Source organism: Flavobacterium aquicola (assembly GCF_003385115.1).
Lineage (GTDB): Bacteria > Bacteroidota > Bacteroidia > Flavobacteriales > Flavobacteriaceae > Flavobacterium > Flavobacterium aquicola.
In genome coordinates this window covers 203,068-228,486 of record NZ_QUNI01000003.1, presented here as the reverse complement: position 1 = coordinate 228,486, position 25,419 = coordinate 203,068, and the positions used below count along the sequence as shown (strand labels likewise).

Annotated in this window: 27 protein-coding genes; 9 read left to right on the top strand and 18 right to left on the bottom strand. The window is 32.9% G+C overall.

What is annotated here, in order from left to right; translation table 11 throughout:
- Positions 1–79: 79 nt before the first annotated feature.
- The 5 genes from C8P67_RS06050 to C8P67_RS06030 are packed head-to-tail and all read left to right on the top strand — an operon-like array spanning position 80 to position 4,167.
- On the top strand, positions 80–943 hold the full coding sequence (locus tag C8P67_RS06050) for a DUF6268 family outer membrane beta-barrel protein (protein ID WP_115811396.1): 864 nt from the start codon (positions 80–82) through the stop codon (positions 941–943).
- Positions 944–960: 17 nt separating this feature from the next.
- Positions 961–1,959 (top strand): Kelch repeat-containing protein, encoded by a 999-nt coding sequence (locus C8P67_RS06045; protein ID WP_115811953.1) that lies wholly within the window; start codon positions 961–963, stop codon positions 1,957–1,959.
- Positions 1,943–2,320 (top strand): DUF4907 domain-containing protein, encoded by a 378-nt coding sequence (locus C8P67_RS06040; RefSeq protein WP_245980382.1) that lies wholly within the window; start codon positions 1,943–1,945, stop codon positions 2,318–2,320. Before C8P67_RS06045 ends, C8P67_RS06040 begins: the two co-directional genes overlap by 17 nt.
- Positions 2,321–3,421 (top strand): sensor histidine kinase, encoded by a 1,101-nt coding sequence (locus tag C8P67_RS06035; RefSeq protein WP_115811392.1) that lies wholly within the window; start codon positions 2,321–2,323, stop codon positions 3,419–3,421. It begins immediately after the preceding gene.
- A gap of 32 nt (positions 3,422–3,453) precedes the next feature.
- The gene (locus tag C8P67_RS06030; RefSeq protein WP_115811390.1) at positions 3,454–4,167 is read left to right on the top strand and encodes a LytR/AlgR family response regulator transcription factor; all 714 of its coding nucleotides are present in this window, start codon (positions 3,454–3,456) and stop codon (positions 4,165–4,167) included.
- A gap of 7 nt (positions 4,168–4,174) precedes the next feature.
- Here C8P67_RS06030 and C8P67_RS06025 read toward each other — a convergent pair whose 3' ends face one another.
- Both C8P67_RS06025 and C8P67_RS06020 read right to left on the bottom strand, forming a co-directional pair.
- Positions 4,175–4,693, bottom strand: coding sequence for a gamma carbonic anhydrase family protein (locus tag C8P67_RS06025; RefSeq protein WP_115811388.1), 519 nt, complete (start codon positions 4,691–4,693; stop codon positions 4,175–4,177).
- 14 nt (positions 4,694–4,707) lie between these two features.
- The gene (locus tag C8P67_RS06020; RefSeq protein ID WP_115811386.1) at positions 4,708–5,703 is read right to left on the bottom strand and encodes a PorP/SprF family type IX secretion system membrane protein; all 996 of its coding nucleotides are present in this window, start codon (positions 5,701–5,703) and stop codon (positions 4,708–4,710) included.
- A 124-nt stretch (positions 5,704–5,827) separates the two neighbouring features.
- Between C8P67_RS06020 and C8P67_RS06015 the strand changes: the two genes are divergently transcribed.
- The 3 genes from C8P67_RS06015 to C8P67_RS06005 all read left to right on the top strand — a co-directional run bounded on the left by C8P67_RS06015 (position 5,828) and on the right by C8P67_RS06005 (position 8,315).
- Positions 5,828–6,721, top strand: a complete 894-nt coding sequence (locus C8P67_RS06015; RefSeq protein WP_115811384.1) for a NifU family protein — start codon at positions 5,828–5,830, stop codon at positions 6,719–6,721.
- A gap of 165 nt (positions 6,722–6,886) precedes the next feature.
- Complete coding sequence (locus tag C8P67_RS06010) at positions 6,887–7,408, top strand: hypothetical protein (RefSeq protein WP_115811382.1); 522 nt, start codon at positions 6,887–6,889, stop codon at positions 7,406–7,408.
- A gap of 79 nt (positions 7,409–7,487) precedes the next feature.
- Complete coding sequence (locus tag C8P67_RS06005; protein WP_115811380.1) at positions 7,488–8,315, top strand: mechanosensitive ion channel family protein; 828 nt, start codon at positions 7,488–7,490, stop codon at positions 8,313–8,315.
- 11 nt (positions 8,316–8,326) lie between these two features.
- Here C8P67_RS06005 and tsaB read toward each other — a convergent pair whose 3' ends face one another.
- The 7 genes from tsaB to C8P67_RS05970 form a co-directional block, all read right to left on the bottom strand.
- Positions 8,327–9,007 (bottom strand): tRNA (adenosine(37)-N6)-threonylcarbamoyltransferase complex dimerization subunit type 1 TsaB, encoded by a 681-nt coding sequence (tsaB, locus tag C8P67_RS06000; protein ID WP_115811378.1) that lies wholly within the window; start codon positions 9,005–9,007, stop codon positions 8,327–8,329.
- Between the two features lie 193 nt (positions 9,008–9,200).
- Positions 9,201–10,496, bottom strand: a complete 1,296-nt coding sequence (locus tag C8P67_RS05995; RefSeq protein WP_115811950.1) for an efflux RND transporter periplasmic adaptor subunit — start codon at positions 10,494–10,496, stop codon at positions 9,201–9,203.
- 7 nt (positions 10,497–10,503) lie between these two features.
- A complete protein-coding gene (locus C8P67_RS05990) occupies positions 10,504–11,883 on the bottom strand; it encodes a TolC family protein (protein WP_115811376.1) in 1,380 nt (459 codons plus the stop codon).
- 78 nt (positions 11,884–11,961) lie between these two features.
- Positions 11,962–13,080 (bottom strand): efflux RND transporter periplasmic adaptor subunit, encoded by a 1,119-nt coding sequence (locus C8P67_RS05985; RefSeq protein ID WP_115811374.1) that lies wholly within the window; start codon positions 13,078–13,080, stop codon positions 11,962–11,964.
- A 40-nt stretch (positions 13,081–13,120) separates the two neighbouring features.
- A complete protein-coding gene (locus tag C8P67_RS05980; protein WP_115811372.1) occupies positions 13,121–14,386 on the bottom strand; it encodes an ABC transporter permease in 1,266 nt (421 codons plus the stop codon).
- Between the two features lie 2 nt (positions 14,387–14,388).
- Positions 14,389–15,633, bottom strand: a complete 1,245-nt coding sequence (locus C8P67_RS05975) for an ABC transporter permease (protein ID WP_115811370.1) — start codon at positions 15,631–15,633, stop codon at positions 14,389–14,391.
- A complete protein-coding gene (locus C8P67_RS05970) occupies positions 15,626–16,327 on the bottom strand; it encodes an ABC transporter ATP-binding protein (RefSeq protein ID WP_115811368.1) in 702 nt (233 codons plus the stop codon). The genes C8P67_RS05975 and C8P67_RS05970 overlap by 8 nt, the downstream gene beginning before the upstream one ends.
- 169 nt (positions 16,328–16,496) lie before the next feature.
- Between C8P67_RS05970 and C8P67_RS05965 the strand changes: the two genes are divergently transcribed.
- Complete coding sequence (locus tag C8P67_RS05965; protein WP_115811366.1) at positions 16,497–17,912, top strand: DUF4403 family protein; 1,416 nt, start codon at positions 16,497–16,499, stop codon at positions 17,910–17,912.
- A gap of 116 nt (positions 17,913–18,028) precedes the next feature.
- Here the strand turns inward: C8P67_RS05965 and C8P67_RS05960 are convergent, their stop codons facing one another.
- From C8P67_RS05960 to C8P67_RS05920, 9 genes are all read right to left on the bottom strand, one after another.
- Positions 18,029–18,271, bottom strand: a complete 243-nt coding sequence (locus C8P67_RS05960; protein WP_115811364.1) for a hypothetical protein — start codon at positions 18,269–18,271, stop codon at positions 18,029–18,031.
- Positions 18,261–18,803 carry a DUF420 domain-containing protein gene (locus C8P67_RS05955; protein WP_115811362.1) on the bottom strand — a complete coding sequence of 181 codons (543 nt, stop codon included), beginning with the start codon at positions 18,801–18,803 and terminating at the stop codon, positions 18,261–18,263. The genes C8P67_RS05960 and C8P67_RS05955 overlap by 11 nt, the downstream gene beginning before the upstream one ends.
- Positions 18,804–18,851: 48 nt before the next feature.
- Positions 18,852–19,538 (bottom strand): SCO family protein, encoded by a 687-nt coding sequence (locus tag C8P67_RS05950; RefSeq protein ID WP_115811360.1) that lies wholly within the window; start codon positions 19,536–19,538, stop codon positions 18,852–18,854.
- Positions 19,525–20,178 carry a hypothetical protein gene (locus tag C8P67_RS05945; protein WP_115811358.1) on the bottom strand — a complete coding sequence of 218 codons (654 nt, stop codon included), beginning with the start codon at positions 20,176–20,178 and terminating at the stop codon, positions 19,525–19,527. The genes C8P67_RS05950 and C8P67_RS05945 overlap by 14 nt, the downstream gene beginning before the upstream one ends.
- 82 nt (positions 20,179–20,260) lie before the next feature.
- A complete protein-coding gene (locus tag C8P67_RS05940; RefSeq protein ID WP_115811356.1) occupies positions 20,261–20,611 on the bottom strand; it encodes a cytochrome C oxidase subunit IV family protein in 351 nt (116 codons plus the stop codon).
- A gap of 16 nt (positions 20,612–20,627) precedes the next feature.
- Positions 20,628–21,602: a cytochrome c oxidase subunit 3 gene (locus C8P67_RS05935; RefSeq protein ID WP_115811354.1), complete on the bottom strand. Its 975-nt coding sequence runs from the start codon at positions 21,600–21,602 to the stop codon at positions 20,628–20,630.
- 42 nt (positions 21,603–21,644) lie between these two features.
- Entirely contained in the window at positions 21,645–22,232 is a 588-nt protein-coding gene (locus C8P67_RS05930; protein WP_115811352.1) for a cytochrome c oxidase subunit 3, read from the bottom strand.
- 2 nt (positions 22,233–22,234) lie between these two features.
- Positions 22,235–23,137 (bottom strand): heme o synthase, encoded by a 903-nt coding sequence (cyoE, locus tag C8P67_RS05925; protein ID WP_115811350.1) that lies wholly within the window; start codon positions 23,135–23,137, stop codon positions 22,235–22,237.
- 154 nt (positions 23,138–23,291) lie between these two features.
- The gene (locus tag C8P67_RS05920) at positions 23,292–25,406 is read right to left on the bottom strand and encodes a gliding motility protein RemB (protein ID WP_115811348.1); all 2,115 of its coding nucleotides are present in this window, start codon (positions 25,404–25,406) and stop codon (positions 23,292–23,294) included.
- Between the last annotated feature and the right edge of the window lie 13 nt (positions 25,407–25,419).

The window sequence follows — 25,419 nt, the reverse complement described above, 5'->3', positions numbered from 1 at the left end:
TCTATGAAATACCGCCATACATATATATTCTTTTTTATTAATTGACAACACAGCTACTTTTGAACCAATTAATTAAATAATGAGAATAAACAAATTTATTACGCTTTTGATTCTGATTCCAATATTTAGCATGCATGCACAAAATGGATATACATTTGAATTTAATACCAAAACGGAACCAATTGATAATGGCTCTATAAAACAAACCGAAATTGGAATGCAGTTTTTTAAAGATATTAGTAATGCTAATAAACTGGTAAATACTTTTAAATATAAAAGCACAACTATTACTGATGAAATAGAAACCTATTTATTGGCAGATTACAGCTCCAATTACATCAGTACTCATTTTAATAGTTTAGGAAATGCTTTTGAGTTTTCACATCAGCTAACGGAAAAAACAAAATTAAATTTAACCATTGAACCAACCATTAATTTCGTAAATACTATCAGCATTGCTGATGTTACTATTTTGGGAGGAATAGAAGTTAGTCAACAGATAAATAAAAACAGCAGCTTCAATGTGGGATTAAAAAGGATGACAATTTTCGGGAAACCGCAAATACTGCCAACATTCTCACTCAGCCATCAATTTAGCAAAGATGCATATTTGCAATTAGGATTTCCAAATTCCGTTCTATCATATTCCAGTTCCATTCACGATTCCTTTAGTTTAAGAAATGACTTTAGCGGGAGCATTTATAATCTCAATCCTTCCATTATTTCGGATGACAAAAATGCCATGACCAAAGTTGGATTTTCACAGATAGAATCCACATTGCAATATGAGCGAAATATTGATACTTCTTGGTTTGTTACTTTCAAAGGAGGGTATTCGGCCAATAAAGAATTTAAATTTTCAGACGAAAATAAAACAACAGAAATAAATAAGGCTTTAAAAAACGGAAGTGTCTTTTCGATTAGCATTAAATACAAACTTTAATAAACACCATGCACATTATGAAACATTTAAAAAAAGGTCTATTTATTACCACATTACTTATTAGCTTACTATTCATTGGCTGCAGTAATGATGATGACGATGATGATACATTAGGAAATTGGGTAAAAAAATCAGCCTTTGACGGTCCAGCACGATCTGGCGCAGCTAGTTTTGTCATTGACACCTATGCTTATGTAGTTACAGGCTATACTGGAGATGAATACTTAAAGGACTTATGGGCATATAATTCTACAGGCGACTATTGGGAACAAAAAGCAGATTTTATAGGCATAGCGAGAAGTTCTGCATCAGGATTTGAACTGGATGGAAAGGGATATGTAGGCCTTGGCTATGACGGAACCAATAAGTTAAAAGATTTTTATCAATACAATCCAGACTCTAATTCCTGGTCACAAAAAACAGACTTTGCAGGCACTGCACGATATGGTGCAGTAGGCTTTCAAGTTGGCGGTAAAGCTTTTTTTGGAACAGGATATGATGGTAATTATTTAAAAGATTTTTATCAATACAATGCTGCAGATAATACCTGGACACAAGTAAATGGATTTAGCGGTAATAAAAGAAGAAATGCCACAGTATTTGTAATTAACGATATTGCCTATTTGGGAACAGGAATAAACAGCGGCGTGAATCAGGTTGATTTTTGGGCCTTTGACCCGAGTACTGATGTATGGACCAGAAAAAGAGATTTAGATGACGACGAAAGCGATCACGACACTTATTCAATCTCAAGAGCCAATGCTTCGAGTTTTTCAATGGATGGTTTAGGTTACATTGCCTGCGGATCAAGCGGAAATACAATCTGGGAATACAATCCAGCCACCGATATATGGGATTCCAAAACATCTCTGGAAGGATCTGGCAGATCTGATGCTGTCGGGATAACCATAAACGGAAGCAGAGGCTTCATTTTACTTGGAAAATCGGGAACTTCATACTTTGATGATGTCTGGGAATTTAAACCAAAAGAAGAACAAAATGACGATGATAATTAATACCAATAACAAATTCTTCTGGAACAGAATCCAGAAGAATTTGTCTTTTACTTTAAATTTATTTCTAACCATGGTACTGATTCTATTTCTGATCGGGATACTGGCAGAAGCTTTCTGGGCCAAAGAACAAGACTTAAAAATTTATTCTATAAAATGTGGCGATGGCTGGGGCTACATAATTAAAAACGACGATAAAATAATTATAAAACAAACAATTATACCCGTAATCAGTGAATCCAAAAGTTTTAAAACCGAGGATGAAGCTTTATCTGTAGGTCAATTGGTCATCAAAAAACTGGATTCTAATAAATCGCCCTCCATTACAAAAAATGATTTAATTTTATTAAAAATAAAAATGTAGATGAACTTCGTGTCAATAAAAAACAGCGCCTCCAATAAAATACCACTTCATACTATCATCTGGTGCTTTTTTATTAGTACCTCGCTTATTCAATTTTACGAAAGTCCTTACCGCATCAGCACTGATTTTTATGTCCAATGGATAACGGGAATAGTTTTATTTTATCTTAACTATATTTACCTTGTAACACATTTTCTTTTACAAAAAAAATATGCGTATTTTATAGGTATCATACTGCTTTTGATTATAATTTTCATGGTTTTTAGACATGCCTTTTTCATACCTGAATTTAGAGAAATCAGAATTCAAAATGGTGGAAATTTTCCAAAAATACCATATAATAATGGAAATTTTGATCATCGAATCCATAAGAGAGAGCAGCCTTTTTTCTTTAAAATTGTACCCTCTGTTTTTTATTTATTAATTGTTGCTATCAGCACAATCATTAAAATTTTATCAGAGTTTTATAATGACCAGCAAAACAAACTGATCGCTGAAAGCCAAAGAACGGCAACAGAATTGAACTATTTAAGAACTCAGACAAATCCTCACTTTTTATTTAATTCATTAAACAGCATTTATTCATTAGCTCATAAAAAATCAGATTTGGTTCCTGATGCTATTGTTACGTTATCGGAAATGATGCGGTACATGCTTTATGAAACTGATAATAAACATGTTTTACTCGAAAAAGAAATTGACTACATTAAAAACTATATTGAGTTACAAAAATTAAGACTAAACAATATTGAAAATATCAGTATCAATATACACGGCAACACCAAAGACAAGTATATAGAACCTATGCTGTTAATTTCATTCATAGAAAATGCTTTCAAATACGGAACCGATTATAAAGGAACAGCTTATGTCAAAATTGTAATAAAAATCGAAGAAAACATATTTACCTTTTGGATAGAAAACAAAATTGAAAACATCAGGAAGGATCCTGAAAATTCAGGAATTGGCTTGGCGAACATCAAAAATAGACTTACTTTGCTTTATCCAAACACACATCAGCTGGATTTAATAACAGCAAATTCAAATTACACGGTTAATTTAGTTTTGCAATTAGATCAAATTCAGTCGCAGGCAAATTAAGCATTTGTAACAATATTATAAATAAGGAAAACATGAAATGTGTTATTATAGACGATGAGCCATTAGCAGTAGATTTACTGGTAGAATTTGTTGGCAGAGTAGATTCGCTGGAACTAGTGACTACATTTACAAATGCAATAGATGCAATATCAATGATTAATCAATCAGAGATTGATTTAATATTTTTAGACATAGAAATGCCTCATTTTACTGGAATTGATTTTATAAATGCAATCGAAAAAAAACCATTACTAATATTTACAACTGCCTATTCTAATTATGCAGTCGAAGGCTTTAATCTTGGAGCAGTAGATTATCTGGTAAAGCCAATCCCTTTTAACCGATTTTTAAAAGCTGTATTGCGTGCGCAGCAGGCATTTACTCCAAAAAGTCTTCCGCAAACCAATCAAGCAATAAGTTCTCCCGAAATTGAGCATGATTTTATGTTCGTCAGAGCTGAATACGAAAATGTAAAAATTAACTTTTCTGATATTTTATTTATCGAAGGATTGAAAGATTATGTCAAAATATACACTACCGATAATAAATATACCTTAACATTGATAAGTTTAATAAAATTAGAAAATCTCTTATCTTCCAAAGGCTTCGCCAGAATTCACCGATCTTACATTATCAATATTAAACATGTAAAATCTATTCAAAAAAACAAAGTGCTGATTGCAGAAAAAAGAATTCCAATTAGTGAAAGCTATAAGGCTTCCTTTTTTGAAAAAATAAATATTTAGCAAAAAATTAGTTGTCCTCTTTGAACCAGCTCGAATACATCACATAATTATTAGATATGCGTTCTATCTCTCCAGCAAAATTGGATTGATCAATATCCTTAACTTTTTTAGCTGGCACACCAGCCCAAATGGTACCAGATTCCACAACTGTATTTTGTGTAATTACAGATCCTGCTCCAATAATTGAATTACTTTCTACAATACAATTGTCCATAACAATAGCTCCCATACCTATTAACACATTATCATGAATTGTGCATCCATGAACGATTGCATTATGCCCAATAGAAACATTATTTCCGATAATGGTAGGATGTTTTTGATAGGTACAATGAACAACTGCGCCATCTTGGATATTTACTTTATTGCCAATAGTAATAAAATTTACATCTCCTCGAATTACTGCATTAAACCACACACTGCACTCAGTGCCAAAAGTAACATCACCAACAATTGTAGCATTTTCGGCCACATAACAATCCTCGGGTATAGTAGGTGATTTTCCGTTAACAGGTTTTATTATCATTGTGAAAATTGTAATTAATTAATTGCAGGACAGTTACACTCATATTTTTGAGGTTTACACAAAAAGTTGAAACCTAAAGTTAGCTGATGAAATCCCGAACTTTCATATTGTACCTCTCCCAGCAAATGCGTATAAGAGTAAGCGAACATAAAGTTTTTATAATTAAACCCGACAAGAGGATTTATATAGTTTAATTTTTGACTGCCTGTTCCGCTTCCGTTAAGATATTCGGCACCATCAAAACTTTGTCTATAAGACACACCTGCCCACAATTGTCCCAATTCAAGATTTTTATAAGCTTTTAAATTCATATCTAAGGCACTTTCCCTTGTTTTATCTACATATTGATACAGTAAAGAAGGCTCCCATAAAATTTTGTCAGCATTACCAAAAACATAGCCGCCACTAACAATAAATTTTCTTAAATTGTCACTTTCGTATTCAGTATATAGTTTCTGACGAGTTTCTAAAACATTTTTTACAACTGCATTAAAGCTAAAATCAAGCAGATTATATGATGCACCAATATCTAAATTAAAATAAGAAGCACGCTGTTCTATATTCCCTAAAGCCGGATCATAGTCCCCAGAATTCTGGAAATCGGTTTCGTCTAACTGGCTTTGATTAACGCCAACGTTAACACCAAAAGACAACTGATTCAAATCGACTTCATCTCGGGAAAACAAAATATGATGGGCATATGTAGCTTTAAAACCAAACTGCGAATGATATCCATTCACATCGTTAAAAAGTATTGCGCCAACTCCAGACCGCTCGCCTACTTTACCATTATAACTCAATGTCTGAAGAGCCGGAGCATCTTCCTGATCAAACCATTGTTTTCTTGCAGTTAGCCTCAGTTTGCTGCAATTTGACGCACCTGCCATAGATGGAAAAATCAAATAATAATTATCCGATAAATAATCTGAATATACTGGTATTCCTTCTTGCGAAAAAGTACTTAAACTGATAAAAAAGAGAACAATTACTAACTTGATTCTAGTATACATTTATAGAATGATTTATAAAATTAATTGTGCAGGAAAAACATTTTGTTAATTTATTCATTAAAAAGTCAAATATAGTTAATCGTAGAAAATAACTTTAGTAAATTTGCAAAAAATAACAAAACTCATGACTAAAGTTACTATAAAAGACACGCAAAACCCTACTATAATAAAATTTGAATTTCCAGACTTTATCACTCAAAATGAAAGCTTTGAATTTAAAAATATAGACGAAGCTAAAGCCTCTCCATTGGCACAGCAGCTTTTCTATTTACCTTTTGTAAAAACGGTATATATTTCTGGGAATTTTATTGCCGTTGAACGATTCAGCATTGTAGAATGGGATGATGTAAAAGAAGCGGTTGCCGAGCAAATCGAAGCCTATGTAAATAAAGGCGGTGTTATCATTATTGCTGATGAAAACAAACCAAAAAAACAGGCGATTACTGTTTATGGCGAGTCAACTCCCAATCCTGCCGCACTCAAATTTGTAGTTAACAAAATGATTACAAAAAATGCCGTTGAATTTAAAAACATTGATCAAAGCGCACCTTCACCGCTGGCAACGGAATTATTCAAATTTCCTTACGTAAAAGAAATATTTATTGATGAAAATTATATTTCGGTGACAAAATATGACATCAACGAATGGCAGGACATAACATTAGAATTAAGAACTTTTATCAAGCAGTTTATTGAAAACGGCGGAACCGTTCTTGACGAAAATTTAATTCAGACTATTGTTAAAGACGAAAAAGCGAAAGACGAATCATTTGATTCCCTTGACGAAACTTCACAAAAAATCATCAATATCTTAGAGGAATATGTAAAACCAGCAGTTGCTGCAGATGGAGGAAATATTCTTTTTGACTCTTATGATGACACCACAAAAACTGTAAAAGTAATTATGCAGGGAGCATGTAATGGCTGTCCGTCATCTACTTTTACCCTAAAAAGCGGTATCGAAAATATGCTGAAGAGCATGCTGAATGATGAAGGAATTAAAGTAGAAGCTGTTTAATTGCTGAACAAATTAAAATAGTAAAAGCGTTTTCATTTTGGAAACGCTTTTTTTGTCTTAGCCTAAACATTAAACACCAAACTAACAAATAAAAAATACTGATTTCCAATATTTTAAACAAAAAAACACTTATTTTTGATAACCTAATCAAAAATTAAAAAACCAATGGGAGTATCATCATTTTTTAAAAATTTATTTGGCTCGGCCAAAGAAACAGCAAACGAAATAATTGACCATGCTGAAGCAGCTATTGACGAGACCAAAGTAAATGCACAGCCTTATGTAGAAAAAGCTGAAGCTTTTATCGAAGAAACTGCAGACAAAATAAAGGAAACAGTAACTCCGCATGCAGAAAAAGCAGAAGCATTTGTAGACGAAGCAGTGACTAAAATAAAAGAAACTGCGGCTCCCATATTAGAAAAAGCTGAGGCTTTTATCGAAGAAACTGCAGTCAAGGTAAAAGAAACTGCAGGTCCTCATGTTGAAAAAGCAGAAGCCTTTGTAGAAGATGCTGTTGCTAAAGCAAAAGAAACGGCGAGTCCGTATATCGAAAAAGCGGAATCTATTATAGACGATGCAAAAGCAAAAGGTGCTGAAGTCTTGAATAACCTAAAAGAAAAGTCAGTTCCTTCTGATTCTGACACTCTTGAAACTACAGCAAAAAAGGAAGAAGAAGATTCCGAATAGCTTTTTATAAAAAATATAAAATCGTATTTTTGCAGTTCAAAATACAACTCTCATTATAGAGAATTTCATGAATTAAAATATGACTTTAGATCCAAATTACATTGCCAATTACGCTAATACTTTTATTACAACACTGATTGATTATTCTCCAAAGGTTATTTCTGCCTTAATTATTCTGTTTATTGGCTTATATGCCATTCGAATAATCAATAGACTTATCCGAAAGATAATGGTTAAAAGAAACTTAGATGCTACTCTTAGCAAGTTTCTAGCCGATATTTTACTTTGGGTCTTAAGAGTATTATTGTTTGTGACCTTTATCGACAAACTGGGAATTGGAACCTCTTCATTTGTGGCCATTCTTGGGGCGATGGGACTTGCAGTGGGTCTGTCTTTACAAGGTTCGCTGTCTAATTTTGCCGGAGGAATGCTTATCATTCTTTTCAAGCCTTTTAAAGTAGGGGATACGATAGAAGCGCAGGGTGTGCAGGCTACTGTTTTGGAAATTCAGATTTTTGTAACGAAATTAATCACTTCAAATAATCAGACCATATTTATTCCGAACGGTACTTTATCAAATGGCACAATCATCAACTATTCAATGCAGGGGTCAAGAAGAGCTGATTTAACAATTTCAATCTCTTATGAGACGAATTTAAAAATAGCAAAAGACACCATAACGGCAGTGCTAAAAAACAATCCTAAAGTACTGACCTCCCCAATAGCAGAGGTATCTGTAAAAAATATAACTGACAACGCTATCCAAATAGCCGTAAGACCTTGGGCAAAAAATGAAGATTTTAGTTCGGTTGTATCTGAAACATTAGAGAATTGCAAATTAGCTTTCGACACAGCTGGAATTACTTTTCAGCCTTATGTTACGGAGGTATCTAAAAACAACAAATAGTACAATAAAATTTATTCTGCTTTTTTATTTTTAGAAGTGGTTATCAAAAAATCTTTCAAATAATAAGGTTCAAAATAAGCGACATCTACTGTGTCGCTTTTTTTGTATTTATCAAAACTCAAAGAACTCATTTCGTTGGCTGATGGATACTTAATTTCATCTAAAAAGATAAAATTTTCCTTTGCCAAGACAATTTTACATTTCTCATTACAGTCTCCAATAAAATATAGTTTTTCTGCAAAATCTTTAAAAGAGTCCTCATCGATAACTTCGGCCAAAACTTCCCGCTTTTTTTCTAGAGCAGCAGAAAAAACAGCGCTGTATACTTCCATTCTGCGGGCATCAATCATTGGAACAATTAATCCTTCCGTTATAGTAACCTTTGAAGCCAGCGCTTGTAAAGTATCAACGGCGATCAATGGTATATTTAAAGCATAGCATAAACCTTTAGCAGCCGAAACTCCAATTCGAAGCCCAGTGTAGGAACCAGGTCCTTGGCTTACGGCAATTGCTGCTAAATCTTTCATTTGAATTCCAGCTTCATTAATGATTTCTTCAATAAATACATGCAATCGCTCAGCATGAGAATAACCTTCTTCGGCAATTTCTTTGCACAATACAGTTTTTCCATCTTTTGCCAAAGCAACAGAACAATTTTTGGTAGCTGTTTCAATATTGAGGATATAGGACACTTTTTAGTTTTTTTTAACATAAAGCCTTTCAACACTAGAACATAGTGGTCAACTTTATTGGTACAAATGCAAATTTACACCGATTTTTCAAAAATCCTTAATAAAAACAAAAACACGTGTAGAAAAAAATCTACACGTGTTTCACATATTTAAAAAACTGAAATTGACAAAAAACAGTTTTAAAAATCTAATATTATTTTTTCTGATTTTCGTCTTTTTGAACAAATATCTTATCACCAGAATTCAAGTCCTTAGAAACCGTTGTATAAGGTCCTGTGATAATTACTTCACCTTTCTTAAGTCCGGTCAATACTTCAATATTTGTATCATCTTGAATACCTGTTTTTATAATTCTAATCTTAGCTTTATCGCCAACTTTTATAAAAACACATTCTAGTTTTTTATCACTTTTTGGAGCTGGTTTATTTCCTTCAGATTCTGCACCTTCCATCTGACCAATTTTAACCGCTGTTGTATCAGACTTCACTACAACAGCGCTAATTGGAACTTTAATAACATTTGTTCTTGTTGTGGTAATAATATCTACAGTAGCCGTCATTCCAGGGCGAAATGGAGAATAAGTGGCAGGTTTCCCAGCAATCAAATCTTTATAAGAATCTTTTAAAATTCTCACCTTTACCTTAAAATTAGTAACTTGATCTGCTGTCAAAGCGGTACTGGCTGAATTAGAAATGCTGGTAACAACTCCTTTAAATTGTTTTTTCAAATAAGCGTCCACTTCAACATTAGCTAAATCACCAACTTTAATCTTTACAATATCATTTTCATTCACATCAACTTCAACTTCCATATTGTTTAAGTTAGCTACTCTTAAAAGTTCGGTACCAGCCATTTGCTGTGTTCCCAAAACCCTTTCGCCAAGCTCAACATTTAAAACAGAAATTGTCCCGTCTGCAGGAGCATAAATTACGGTTCTGCCCAAATTATCTTTAGCTTCAATTACAGAAGCAGAGGCACTTTGTACATTATAATAAGCAGATTGTTTATTAGCTTTTGCTACTTCAAAAGAAGAAACAGCTTTGTCCCAATCTGATTTGGAAATAATCCCTTTCTCAAAAAGAGTTTTATTTCTTTCGTAATTTGCCTTAGCTTCATTATACGATGCATCAGACTGGCTTAATCCTGCTTTAGAACCAGACAAGTTTGCTACACTTCTATTTAGTCCAGAAGTATACAAATCAGGATTTATTTTCACTAATAGTTCTCCTTTTTTTACTACCTGCCCTTCTTTAATAGGTAAATCTATGATCTCACCAGAAACCATTGATGCAATTTTCACTTCAATTTCAGGCTGTATTTTACCAGTTGCCGAAACAGTTTCAACTATTGTTCCAGTTTCTGCATTAGTAATTTCAACTTCTTTGCCTGAGTCTTTATTTCCAATAACTCCTGCTTTTGTAAGTCCAATTAATAACCCTATAATTACTAATGCTGCTCCTAATAAAATGTAAATTGTTTTTTTTGACATAATAAATTTAGTTTTTGATAATTGGAACAATTGGAATACCAAAGTAAAATTCAAGTATCTTTATTCTGAACATGTATTCATATTTTGTTCTAATAACATCTGATTGAGCATTAGCCAATAATGTCTGTGTCTGCGTAAAATCAAAAGAATTCATTAATCCCACATCGTACTTTTCTTTTGAATAATTATATGACTGCTGTCTCGCTTCTAGCGTTATTGTAGCCGACTCATAAGTATTCAAAGCCCCTTTTGCATCTGTAAAAGCGGTATAAACGTTACGCTGTAAGTCTAAACTTTTCTGCTCCAAATCAATTTTAGATTTTTCTAAACTTACTTTATTGCGTTCTACATTATTTCTAACAGAAAATCCATTAAAAATTGGCACACTCAGCTGAAGACCAAAATTGTGTCCTTTATTATCACTAAATTGATCAAATATAGGATCTGCAGCTACATAAGTTGGATTACCGGCACCATCTACTCCAGATAGTATATGACTGTAACTAGCACTTGTACCAAATGAATAAACCCCTCTAAGTGTTGGCTGATATGCTCCTTTAGCAATAGCAACATTCTTTTCAGCGATTTCAAGATTAGTCTGTGCCAACTTCAATTCAGTTCTTGTTTCTTTTGCTTTATTATAAATATCGATTGGTTTTTGAGACATAATGTTATTTTCATCAGTAACATTTGTATCGTCTACAACATCAAAATCGGCAAACTCTTTTAGTTGTAAAAGCTGCGCTAAACTTAATTTAGAAATAAGCAGATTATTCTCAGAAACCGTTATATTCTGCTTATCTGTTGCTATAGTTGCCTTTAAATCAAATAAATCACCTCGTGGAATTGTTCCAGCAGTTACCATTTCCTCAGAACGTTTTAAACGTTTTTCATCTATAGACAATTGCTCTTTTTTTACTTTTAAATCTTCTTTAAAAGACAAAATTTGAAGGAAAGCATTTGCTACATTCAGCGAAACATCCTCCTGTATTTTTAATAATTGATATTGTGATGCAATAATTGCCAATTTTGCTCTTCTATATGTATTTTGATTTTGCAGACCTTTATATATATCTACACCTGAACCAATTCCTACTTGTGAATATTGTGTCGTTTGTGTAGTAGCGATATTTGTAACTGGATTCACATTCCTACCAATATTCCAAGAATGAGATGCACTACCGTTTACAGTTGGAAGATAGCTGCCAAAAGCATCTTTTTTATCAATATCAGCATTCTTTAAATCTAATTCAGAGTTTTTTATGGTGATATTATTTTCCAATGCATACCTCACACATTCTTCTAAAGTCCAAACTTTAGTCTGCGCCTGCGAGGAAAATCCCAACAGCAAGAACAAAGCTATATTTATGTAATTTATTTTTTTCATTTTTTATCAGAATAAAGCATAGTCAAAATACTATGCGTAATTAACTTATTTTGTTTGTTCAAAACTATTTCTTACCTCTTAATTTGGTTTTGGCGCTTCATTGATTAAACCTTGATTCCAAATTTTTATTTTATCAGAAGCTTTGATACCGCTTTTAACCTGAACATAAATTCCATCGCTAACTCCCAAAACCAGATCTTTTCTTTGAAACTTCTGCAAAGCAGTTTCCACTTCCACATATGGTTTTTGTGTTTTTTTATCAAATTGAACCAATGATTCTTTTATTGCCAGAACTTTATCTGCTTTTTCTAAAATAATAGAAGCATTTGCGCTTAATCCAGCTCTGATAAAGGTTGCATCTCTATTCTCTAAAGAAGCTTTAATTTCAAACTGGATTGCACCATTTTCTGTAACACCCTTTGGAGCAATATAAGTTAATTCGGCTACGAATTTTTTATTTTCAATTGCACCGACAGTAATTTCGATAGGCATTTTTTCCTTTATTTTACCTACTTCTGACTCGTCAATTTTACCAATAAAAATCATTCTCCCAACATCTGCTACACTCGCAATTGTCGTTCCTTCATTAAAGTTATTACTCTCAATAACCTGATTCCCTACTTTTACAGGAACATCTAAAACCATTCCGTTTACTGTAGAACGAATTAAAGTATTTGCATAGCTTCCTAATGATGATGTTGTTCCTGTTTTCACGATATCCAAACTTTGTTTGGCAGACAGATAATTTTGTTTTGCCTGTTTGTATGCCAATTGAGCAGCATCAAAATCGTTTGCTGAAATTACATCTTTATCAAATAATGTTTTTTGTCTCTGATAAATTTTCTCTTGATTGTCTAAAGCAATTTTAGCAGTCTGCACTTGATTTTGTGTACTGCTTACACTAGAAACATTAGCAACAACTCTAATTTTTGCAATCATATCGCCGGCTTTAATTTTCTCTCCGGCTTTGATGTATACTTCTTCAATAATACCCGAAATATTAGGTTTAATTAAAACCTCTTCATCTGGCTGAATGTTACCTGTTGCAATAGTATTTTTTACGATTGTTTTAATTTCTGGTTTTTCAGTTTTAAAGACAATAGGTGATTCTTGATTTTTAGCATACAAATAGTATAGTGCGCCAAAAAAAACTAAAGCGATAAAAATTAAAATGGTTACGGTTACTCCTTTTTTCATTTTGTTATTGGTTTAATCGATTATTTTTTTGATTGAAAATTTATTCTGTTCGTAGGGCATCTACAGGCTTTACGTTGATAGCAGTTTGAGCTGGAATAAATCCTGCTAATAAACCTGATCCTACTAATATTAATAATGCAACAAATACAACTCCTAAGTCAACACTTGGATTAGCAAACATCGTATTGTTTCCAGGCGGCATGGAATCTAATATCATATTCAAAATGACAATAATTCCAGTGGCAACAGCAATTCCAAACATACCCGAAATAATAGTCAGAAATATAGATTCTGATAGAATCTGTCCTCGTATAGCAGCTGGTGTTGCACCTAATGCTCTACGGATACCTATTTCTTTAGTACGTTCTTTTACTACGATTAACATTATATTAGAAATTCCGATTACACCAGAAATCAAAACTAATGTTCCTACAAAATATGCAATTATTTTTAAAATATTAAACAAACTCTGCACTTTACTAAATTGTTCGAATAGATCAAAATTCCCAACGGCCCGATCATCTTCAGGATTAATAGAATGCAGCGCTTTTATCTGATCTAAAATCATGGGCTTCAAATCAGTAATTGATTTTTCATCTTTTGCTGTAAGCGCCATCCATCCCACTTTATCACCGTAATTAAATGCCTGCTGAAAAGTTGTAAAAGGCGTGAAAATATTTTTCTGTTCCTGCTCAGCATTCCCGCCTTGCTGTTTAGAATTATAAACTCCAACTACCATGAAATTAATTCCATTAATTTTCACATAAGTCCCAACTGCCTCTTCCTCTTTTCCATAAAGTTCAGAAATAACTCCTTTACCAATTACTGCTATTTTTCTTCTTTCCAGAATGTCCTGCTGATTTATAAAACGCCCTTTTATGATATCCATCGGCTGCTGTTTAATCAGCTCTGGATAATCACCGTAAACAGTAAAGGCTGAAGTTTTTGTTCCTCGAACGACATTATTTGTACCATTAAAATCTCCCAATTGATTTCGTGGTGAAACATATAATAAATCTGGAAACGCTTCTTTTAAAGCCATGACATCACTGTTTCTAAAATCATAGCGACGCATTTTTGGCAGACCTTTATACGCTTTTGATGTTGTTTGGCTCCACATAAACATTGTGTTTGTTGCTATTCCATCAAAACCTTTTTTTACGCCATTTTCTAAACCTTTTCCTGCCGCAAGTAATATTACCAAAATAAATATTCCCCAAAAAACACCAAAAGCAGTCAGAATTGTTCTGAAAACATTGGCAGTTAAAGCCTGTAAAATCTCATCCCAATTATCTTTTTTAAACATAATTATTCGTCTCTAAGTGCTACAATAGGTTTAATTTTGGCTGCTCTGAATGCTGGAAAAAATCCAGCCATCGCTCCGGCAAAAACCAGCAAAAACAATGTTGATAAAGCCACGTTAAAATCGACTTCAGGATGCTGAAAATATTCACTTTGAACCATTGGCCCTACAAATTCTAGTAACAGCAAACTTGCTAATAAACCAGCAAAACCAGAAATTGTCGTTATAAAAATTGACTCATGAAGAATCATAAAAATGATAGAAAATGGTGATGCTCCCAGTGCTTTTCTAATACCAATTTCTTTTGTTCTTTCCTTTACAATAATCAGCATAATATTACTGACACCAACGACTCCGGCTATTATAGTACAAATACCAACCCACCAAAAGAATAATCGGATATAAAGATTTAAATCATAAAATTGTTTTGCATCTTCAACCGAATTATAAACACCGACACCGCTGTCATCATCAGGCGCAATTACATTTTTACCTTTCAAAAGATCTTTTAAATCTTGTGTGAATTTTTTCGATTGAGCCAAAGCTTCATCATAATCATCCGTCTTTTTTAAGGTAAAAAACATATTACTGATTTTATCGCTTCCCCCGAAAGTTCTCTGAACCGTACTTTTTGGCAAATAAGCTCTAGCTTCTTCCCTTTCCCCTCCTGGATCAGTAAAAACACCTACTACTTTAAAATTAATATTGTTTATTAAAATCTCTTTTCCGAGTGCCTCTTTTTCTTTAAACAAATCGGTTTTAATTTTCATCCCAATAACAGCTGCCTTCTCATAGTTGCTAAGATCTTTACTGTTTATATATCGTCCTTCTACAATGGTAAGATTTTCTATCTGTCCGTATTCTGGATCAACACCTCGATATTGATAAGTCCCTGATTCTTTTCCATATGAAATCAATCCTCCCCAAAAATTATAAGTGGAAGCTTTTATATCTAACTTATCATCAAATTTCTGGACAGACTGGGAATAATCACTATTTCTAAACTGTATTTGACGTCCAGGATTTAATCCTTTATATTCTTTTGTCGTTACGCCGCTCCAAACTTCTATAATTCCCGCAGCATCACGCTCAAATTGTTTTTCAATTCCGTTTTGAAGGCCTTTACCGGCACCTAACAAAATCACCAAAATAAAAATACCCGAAGCCACAGAAACACCAGTAAGAAATGTTCTCAGCTTATTTTTAGAAATTGACTCAAATATTTCCTGCCAACGCTCAATATTAAACATATGATGAAGCTCTAACTTGTTCTACCATTTTATCATCTATGATTAGTCCATCTTTTAAGACTACATTTCTTTTGCACATAGCGGCAATATCAGGCTCGTGTGTTACTATCAAAATAGTTTTACCTTCATCATTAATCCCCTGTATCAATTCCATCACTTCATAAGAAGTTAGTGTGTCCAATGCTCCGGTAGGTTCATCGGCTAACAATACTTTTGGATCAGAAGCTAAAGCTCTGGCAATTGCTACACGCTGTTTTTGCCCTCCGGAAAGTTCACTTGGCAAATGATGTGAATGCGAAGCTAAACCAACTTTTTCAAGATACTTCATTGCAATAGCATTGCGCTCTTTTCTTTTTACTCCTTGATAATACAAGGGCAAAGCCACATTATCCAGTGCACTTTTATAATTAATTAAATTGAAAGACTGAAAAATAAAACCAAGAAATCTATTTCTATATCTGGAAGCAATAGTTTCGTTTAGATTTTTAATAGGCACTTTATCCAAAGTATAAACCCCAGAATCAGCTTCATCAAGAATCCCTAATATGTTCAATAATGTAGATTTACCAGATCCTGATGACCCCATAATAGCAACCAATTCACCTTCTTGAATATTGAAATTAATTCCCTTTAAGACATGCAGTTCTGTATGTCCCATTTTGTATGATTTATGTAAGTCTTTAATTTCAATCATAATTGCATATATTTTAAAATCAACAATAGTATCTTCTTAAAAAATAATAAGAGAAAAAACAATCTGCTTATCAATTCAATATATAAGACTTATTTCCGACAAAAATGTTACACCTACATTTAAAAAATATATTTGTTTGGTTACATTTGCTCTCAAAAAATCGGAACAAATGCAAAAATCTTTTTTATATCTAACTATTTTCACATCAATACTAATATTAACAACAAGCTGCTCTTCTACTTTACAAAAAATTGAAGCTTTAAAACCTGAACCTGATGATGCGGTGCCACTGACATATACAAGTATCCCTTCATTCATTAATCTTCCGGTAAGCGTTAAACTAAAGGATATTGAAAACCAAACAAACACTTTATTGAACGGATTAATCTATGAAGACAACAAGATTGAAGATGACAATATTGAAATAAAAGTCTGGAAACAGGCTCCAATAACCATCGTCAATGATCATGGCAAAGAGGGCGAAAAAATAAAAACTGTTTTACCGTTAAAGGTTTGGGTAAAATACCGAATTGGGACAAAAACAATGGGTGTAGATTTATACAAAAACCAGGAATTTAATCTAAACGGAGTAATCACATTGCTAAGCAGTGTAAGTTTAAATAATTGGAAACTCAGCTCAAAAACAAATCTAAAATCTCTTGATTGGGTAGAAAGCCCATCAATGACAGTTTTTGGAAAAAATATGCCTGTAACTTACCTTATTAATCCAGCCGTAAGCCTTTTCAAATCTCAAATTGAAAAGAGCATTGACACTGCTATAGAAGAATCTATGGATTTCAAACCGAATGTTTTAGAAGCAATTTCTAAAATAAGCACACCTTTTGAAATGAGTCCGGAGTATAAAAGCTGGCTGAGAATTGTTCCATTAGAAGTATACTCAACAAATGCTAAACTTAAAAATGATGCATTTTTACTCAATATGGGAATGAAATGCAATATGGAAACTTTGATTGGCAAAAAACCCGAATCTAAATTTGAAAAAAACAAAATTATACTAAAAGCTGCTGATAAAATTCCAGAACAAATAACAGCCAATATTGCTGCCGTTTCTACTTACCAAGAAGCTTCAAGCATAATGACTGCAAATTTTGCCGGACAGGAATTTGGATCAGGAAGCAAAAAAGTAAAAGTTCAAAATGTGGCTATTTGGCACAAAGACGGCAAAATTGTAATTGCTTTGGATCTTTTGGGAACAGTAAACGGAACTATTTATCTAAATGGAATTCCGCAATATAATGAGACTACCAAAGAAATCTATTTTGACAAATTAGATTATGTTTTGGACACCAAAAGCAGATTAATGAGAACTGCAAACTGGCTGGCTCAAGGAATTATACTGAAGAAAATGCAGGAAAGCTGCCGATATTCTATCAAGCAGAATCTTGATGAGGCTAAACAAAATATGGCTGTTTATTTAAAAAACTATTCTCCTATGCCTGGTGTTTTCATTAACGGAAAAATGGATGATATTCAGTTTGAAAAAACACAGCTTACAAATCAAGCGATTATTGCTTTTATAAAAGTTAACGGCGTTATAAACGTTTCAATTGACGGACTTAAGTAAGAATAAACAGGTTTCAGTATTTATTCGCAGTAATAAAAAAGTCGGTGTCAAATAATGTTATTTGACACCGACTTTTTTATGGAAACTGCAATTGATTTTTTGATATTGTAATAACCTTACTGCTTTTTCTTTTTCATTCTATAAATGTAATACCCAAGTGCGCCAACAAGTACATAGGGTATAATCATCAAATAAACGATTCCGTCATTTATTGCCTCGGCTTTAACTTTATTATCCTCACCATTTAAAGCCGCACGGCACATAGCACACTGCGAATAAGAACTAACTGAAAACAGAAAAAATAGAACTGTACACAAAACAAATTGCGCCTGCTTTTTAACTTTAGATTTAACTAACATAATAAGGGGAAATCATTAGATACACAATTACTCCGGTCACGGCAACATAAAGCCAAATTGGAAACGTGATTTTTGCAATTTTTCTATGTTTATCAAATTTACTTGCTAATGCACGAACATAAGTTATAAGAACTAATGGAATTATAGCAACCGACAAAAAGATGTGCGTAATTAAAATAAAGAAATACACATATTTCAATATCCCTTCTCCACCATATTTAACAGATTCGGCGGTCATGTGATAGGCAACATACATTGCTAAAAAAGCAACTGAACATCCAATAGCCATTTTCATTAATAGTTCATGACGTTTTCTATTTCCATTTTTAATTGCAATGACAGCTGACACTAGCAGTATTGCTGTTATTCCGTTTATTGCAGCGTAAATAGGAGGCAAAAACGTTAATGGAGCTACATCAAATCCAAAATCCCTTAACTTTACTTTAAAAAGAACAGCGACTACAACAGGAATTGCGATTGATAATAACACAATCCATTTATTATATTTTTGTTCTACGGTATTATTTTCCATTCTAATTTTAATTTCTTTATTCTAAATTTTTATCTCCTCAATCCCAATTTATTCTTTCAGCAAAGCCTGAATATCCTGCTGAATTTCCCTAACTCCTTTTTTCTCCAGCCCGTCATAATATAAAATCGGATTTCCATAATCATCTTTTCTACATCGAATGTTACCCTTCTTGTCTATTAAAGCAAAAAGTCCTGAATGTTCAAAACCACCGCTCACTTTGCTATTTTCCCCTACGTAGATATTAAAACCTTTATTTGACAAATTATAGATATAATCCTTATCACCTGTTAAGAAATTCCAATTTGCCGATTTTGCACCTAATAATTCACCATGCTCTTTTAACACAGCTGGAGTATCATGCAATGGATCTATAGTAATTGAGACAATACCAAAATTTGGATTTCCAAAAAAAGCATTCTGTAGCGTAACCATATTAGCATTCATTTTTGGACAGATAGACGGACAAGTTGCAAAGAAAAACTCTAACACATACACTTTCCCTTTATAAAAATCATTAGAAATTTTTACATTGTCTTGATTTGTCAGTTCGAACTTTGGGGCAGGGCCTACTTTAACAAGCTTTTGATCAACTTCCTTAGAACCACTCACTTTATCCAAACGATCCCCTTGAACAATACTATTATTTTGAACTCTATCGACAATTTTCGGAATAGCATATATTCCAAAAACCAGAATTACAAACGAAATTCCTATGTATGATTTATTTTTTAACATCTAATTGTTTTGTTGCGTTATGGTTCTTTTTGAGAGCAGCTCTATATTCATAAAGAATAATTTTAAAATCATCCAGCATTTCATTGCTTAATTCAGCAGGATGAAATGTACTATATCCTTCTTTATATTCTTTCTTTTCTTTTCTGCCTCTCAAATTCCGCTCTTTGTCTACAATATAAACATTCGGAGTTCCATAATCAGCATTCAAAGTTCCTTTTAATTTTAATTGACTATAGAAAAGTTTAATTTCTGCAGGAGTGGTAAAAACAAAATGCCAATGGCTTACATCTGTAAAAGTACCTAAAGAACCGAGTATACCTTTAACATCCTCTTCGGTTCCTAAAGGAGCTAAAACAACGAACTGCAGATCTTTGAAATCATGGTAACGCTGGTAAATTTTTTCGTTTAAATTAAAATAATTCCCTCTGTTTTTAAGAACTTCAGTTCCCGAAAAACCAAGAATGGTAATTTTATTATTTAAAGTGACCTTTTCACCATTTAATGATTTCCATTCACCAAAATCAGGAATCTTCGGTGTTATTACAGGCAGTTTTGTAAAGCTGTTAATTCCCGAGGCAAAAAACAAATATGCTACGATAGGTAATATAAACAGCACAAAAAGAACAATATTTTTTTTCATTAGATATTATAATATTTATTGCATTAAAATAAAAAAAGGCATCCGCCAAAACGGATACCTTTAATGTTGAATTAATATCTAGTTAAAAATTCCATTTAATTGTAGAATTTTTAAAAACCTCAAATACATAATCTCCTTCTGTTAATAAAATAAAAAGCAAATAACAAACTAAGAAAATTAAAGGATAAACAACTGCATTTCTTAATGATCTTTCTTCACCTTCCATGTGCATGAAAGCCCATACAATATAGTAAGCTTTAACTAATGTCAATATGATAAACAACCAGTTTAACAAATTCATTGTTAAAAAATTGTGCATATATAAAGCATCTGGTCTAATGATACCAAAAGCAACCTCAACAGTAGTGATTAAAGACAGGATACCAAAAACAGTCCAAATTCTTTTTGTGTTAGAAACATGTTCGTGTGACATAATAATAAATCTAAAATTAAACTAAATAGAAGAATGTAAATACAAATACCCAAACTAAATCAACAAAGTGCCAATACAATCCCACTTTTTCAACCATTTCATAACTTCCTCTTTTCTCATAAGTTCCTAAAAGAACATTAAAGAAAATGATGATATTAATTACGATACCTGAAAATACGTGGAATCCGTGGAAACCAGTGATAAAGAAAAAGAAATCAGCAAAAAGCTTACTTCCATATTCATTATGAGTTAGATTAGCTCCTTCAATAACTAACTTAGCTTGATCTAAACGCGCTAAAGATTCTTCTCTTGAAAGTACAATTTTCTCTTTGTTTTTGTTTAGTGTTTCAATTCTCACCAAAACATCAGGGTGTGCTTTAAAACCAGCTTGCACCTCAGCAACTGTATATGCAGGAATCGAAGCCTCTGACATAAACCATTTTGCTTTATCTCTAGACAACTGCTCTCTTTCAACAGGCAATTTAGCTGCAAAATCTTCTAAAGCAACACGGTGTCCTTCTTTATCAACAAACTGTAATAAACTTCCGCCAGCAGTTTCAACAGCGCCATATTCTCCTTTAATAAAGTTTTTCCATTCCCAAGCTTGAGAACCAACGAAAATAAGACCTCCAATAATAGTTAAAAACATATAAAGGGCTACTTTATCTTTTTTCATTTGGTGACCAGCATCAACAGCCAAAACCATTGTTACAGACGAAAAAATCAAAATAAAAGTCATTAACGCTACATAATACATAGGTGCAGATACACCATGTAAAAATGGAAAGTGTGTAAACACTTCATCGGCCAAAGGCCAAGTTTCAATAAATTTAAATCTAGAAAACCCGTAAGCTGCTAAAAATCCAGAGAACGTTAAGGCATCTGATACGATAAAAAACCACATCATCAATTTACCATAACTTGCTCCCATTGGCTCATTTCCGCCTCCCCAAGTTTTTTCATTATTTGCAGTAGTAACTGTCGCTCCCATAAAAGTTATTCGTTAAAAAGTTCCCAAATTTACGTTTTTTTCTTATTTAAAGAAATATAAAAATAAAAATAAATAAACCCACAAGAAATCAAGAAAGTGCCAGTACATCGCACCTAGTTCTATTCCAAGAGTTTGAGTTGAATTATATTTTTGTTTAAAATGATTATAAATAATAATTAACAATGATATCATACCGCCCGCCAAGTGCAGTAAATGTACAATTACTACAATATACAAAAACGTAGTAGTTATAGAACTAGCGCTTCCAGTAAAATAATATCCATTTTCAACTATCTGCCTAAAACCGACAAACTGCAGTACCACAAACGAAATCCCTAAAGCTAGTGTCGCCAAAAGAAGTACGGTAGTTTTACTTTGGTTGTCTTTTTGAATCGCTTTTTTGGCCAAATGAAATGTAATACTACATCCAATAATAGCAATAGTACTAAAATAAAAACCAGATGGCAATTGAAAATCTTTCAGCCAGTCTGCTCTTGACTGACTTACTACATAGGCACTTGTGAGACCAGCAAACATCATTGTCATACTCACCATTGCAAATAACAAAATCAATTTGTAGGATCTTGCCGTTCTTGATTTATAATCTTCGGCTGTCATTGTAACTTCCATAATTATCTTAAAAATTTATCTACTATATATACTAATTGTAACAGCGATATATACGAAACACTAACCAACATTAATGTTCGTGCCGCTTTTGCTGTTTTTATCTGATACAAACGAACTGAATAAAATAATACCCAAAGCCCAAGCAGCAACACTAAAACAGCAGCAATTGGAGAAAGAAATAAATGCCCGGTACGGCCCAATGCTGGCAGCAATGAGGCAATTATCAGCCAAACGCTGTATAAAATAATCTGCAGTGAAGTTCCTTTATCTTTCTTACCTGTAGGCAGCATAAAAAACCCAGCTTTTTCATAATCTTCATATAAAAACCATCCTATTGCCCAAAAATGCGGGAATTGCCAGAAAAACTGAATCAAAAACAAAGTTCCAGCTTCGATTCCAAACTCACCTGTAGCAGCAACCCAGCCTAACATAAAAGGAATAGCGCCAGGAAAAGCACCAACAAAAACCGAAAGTGGTGTAATGGTTTTAAGCGGTGTATAAATACTTGTATATAAAAAAATAGAAACAGCACCAAACATAGCTGTTTTTGGATTAATTGTATACAACAGCACTAAACCAAAAACAGTCAGCATACTTGCTGCCAAGAGTGCCAAACGAGGCGACATTCTTCCAGATGCTACAGGACGGTTTTTAGTACGGTCCATCAAAGCATCTAAATCTTTTTCTATAACCTGATTGTATGCATTTGAAGCACCAACCATGCAATATCCGCCTATAGCTAGTTTCAATAACACAAACCAGCTAAAAGGATGTGCATCATTAAAACCAAGAACATAACCTGCAATTGATGAAAAAACAACACTTATAGCCAATCCAGCTTTAGTAATTGCCTTAAAATCAATATAAATAGACTTGAACGAAGTGGGATTTGATGTTGTACTCAATGCAGATTAAATTGGTGTATTTTTTGAAAACTGCTGCAAATATACAAAGTAAGATTCAAAAATAGTCTATGAATTAAACATTTGAAATAACAGTATTTTTTTTAATCGGTTTTTACAGCATAATTAGAAAAACAAAAAATTAAAATCTAAAACACTAATAATCAAAATACCAATTAAACACATCCGATCTAAAACCTACAGAAAACCAAGTAGTCTGTTCCTTAAAAACAGCAGCAGTATTTGTTGTTGGATCAAAATTTCTAAATAGGAAGTTCCCAAAAAACTTAAAATTAGTAGCCGGATTTACTAAATATCCTACTTGAACATCAGCAATAAAAATACTGGTTTTATTTCCCTGCCCCACTTTTACATCTTTCTCATAAGGCTTGTTATCATCATAATCTTTATAGATATTCTGCCCATAATTGAATGTATTATCAGCTGTATCAAAATCAAACCCGCGAGTACCTATAGTAAATTTGGTATTGGCATAAAAACGGTCTTTATTGTAATATCCTAACAGAATCAATTCTTGAAAATTTCCGCCCCATTGGTGACCTAAACTCTGATTATTATGGGCATAATTAGTAATGGGTTCACTATGTGAATACACATAAGGACGAACATGATTGAATTCTAATTGCAATGTCAAATTATCCACATTAAATGCCTTGAAATATTTGGCACCAAACTGATAGCCCAATTTATTTTTCCAGCTCCCTTCTCCCCCCGCAATATCGCTAGTAGAAAATTCATCAATAAGAAACTGTGCATAGAGATTAACCTGATTATTCCATTTGTATTTAGAAGTCAACCCCAAAAGAGCATTACCGCTTTTAGAAGAAGACGAAAACTCAACTGCACGATAAAAAACAACTGGATTAACAAAATTAGCATCAAAACCTCTGCCATTAGTATTGGTCCAAACCACAGATTCAAAGAAACCCAAGTTTAATCTATTTGAAACATTCCAGCTCAAATAATGGTTTACAGCATATTTCGAAGCATAGGTTTTATCAACTGTGACTTCGGGACGCACATCCTTTAACCAAACATAATCTACTGTGTATTTTATTTTCCAGAAATTAGCATTAATCTTAAAAAATGGGTAAGGACTGCTTCCGTCACTTAAAAGTAAGGAACGGTATCCATCACCAATAAAATTTTTCCCATATCCCAATTGCAGATCTAAAAACTTAGCTGCATTATAAGTTATATTAGCATCTGCCAAAGGAAAATCATAAGAGTCTGACTTGAACTGTTTCGCTATTCCTATCCCGGGGATAATAGCAGGATTACCACCTGAAGGCTTGATTGAATTTGCGTAAGCATTATAATAATCAGCAAAACGCCCCTGACTTTCGTAGAAAGTTGTTGTAAAATTCAATCGAGCACCAAGACCTCCTTTAAAATTAAGAGCTCTAGTATTTACATATGTATAATCACTTTTGCTGGGATTAGAAATTCCGCCTTGAACATTAAATAAAAAATTCAGAGCAAACCAATATCCTTCACCTTGTATTTCTGCCAGATTTTCATTCCATGTTTTTCTTCCTAACCAGCTTGTTTTATTCTTCATTAAGCTGGCATTAACCTTCTGAAAATTATAATATTTTTCAACTTCAGCATATGTATAAGGTTTTGAAGCCGTATGATTATTACTCCCCACCTTATTCATTTCCATATCAAATTCGGCGTAATAACTATGAGAAAAAGGAATATTTAAGTGACTTGTAAATTGCGGATTATCAAATCGCTTGTAAACTATACTGTCTAATTCTGTCAATCCGGCATTAACATTGATATTATCATTTTTTGCTTTAGCGGCAGCTGCAATTTCTTCAGGTGATAATAATGGAATCGCAATACTAAAATTAAACTTAGAATAAGTAGGATTGCCATTATAAGTAGGAGGCTCAATTTTTGGCAGACTGCCAAAAACTCTTTTTGTTTCAGCAATTAAATCTTCCTTATTTGAATTCACAAATAACACTTTAAAAGTACCAGCTGCATCCACTTCAAAAAGAACTTTTACTGTTCCTTTGTACTGATTCTGTTTCAAATTTTCGGATACTTTAAAATTTTGATATACAAATTGCTGCACTTCAGAATAAAAACAATTTTCTAACTCTTGTCTTTCTAAATTTTTACAATTCGGAAAAACAGGAAAACGCTCATCTGAAGATTCGGAGGATTTTGTATTCAATGTCTGTGCATCCATAACAGATGCAGCAAAAAGTAAAAGAAGAATTAGGGCTTTTTTAATCATTTTTATTTTGTAT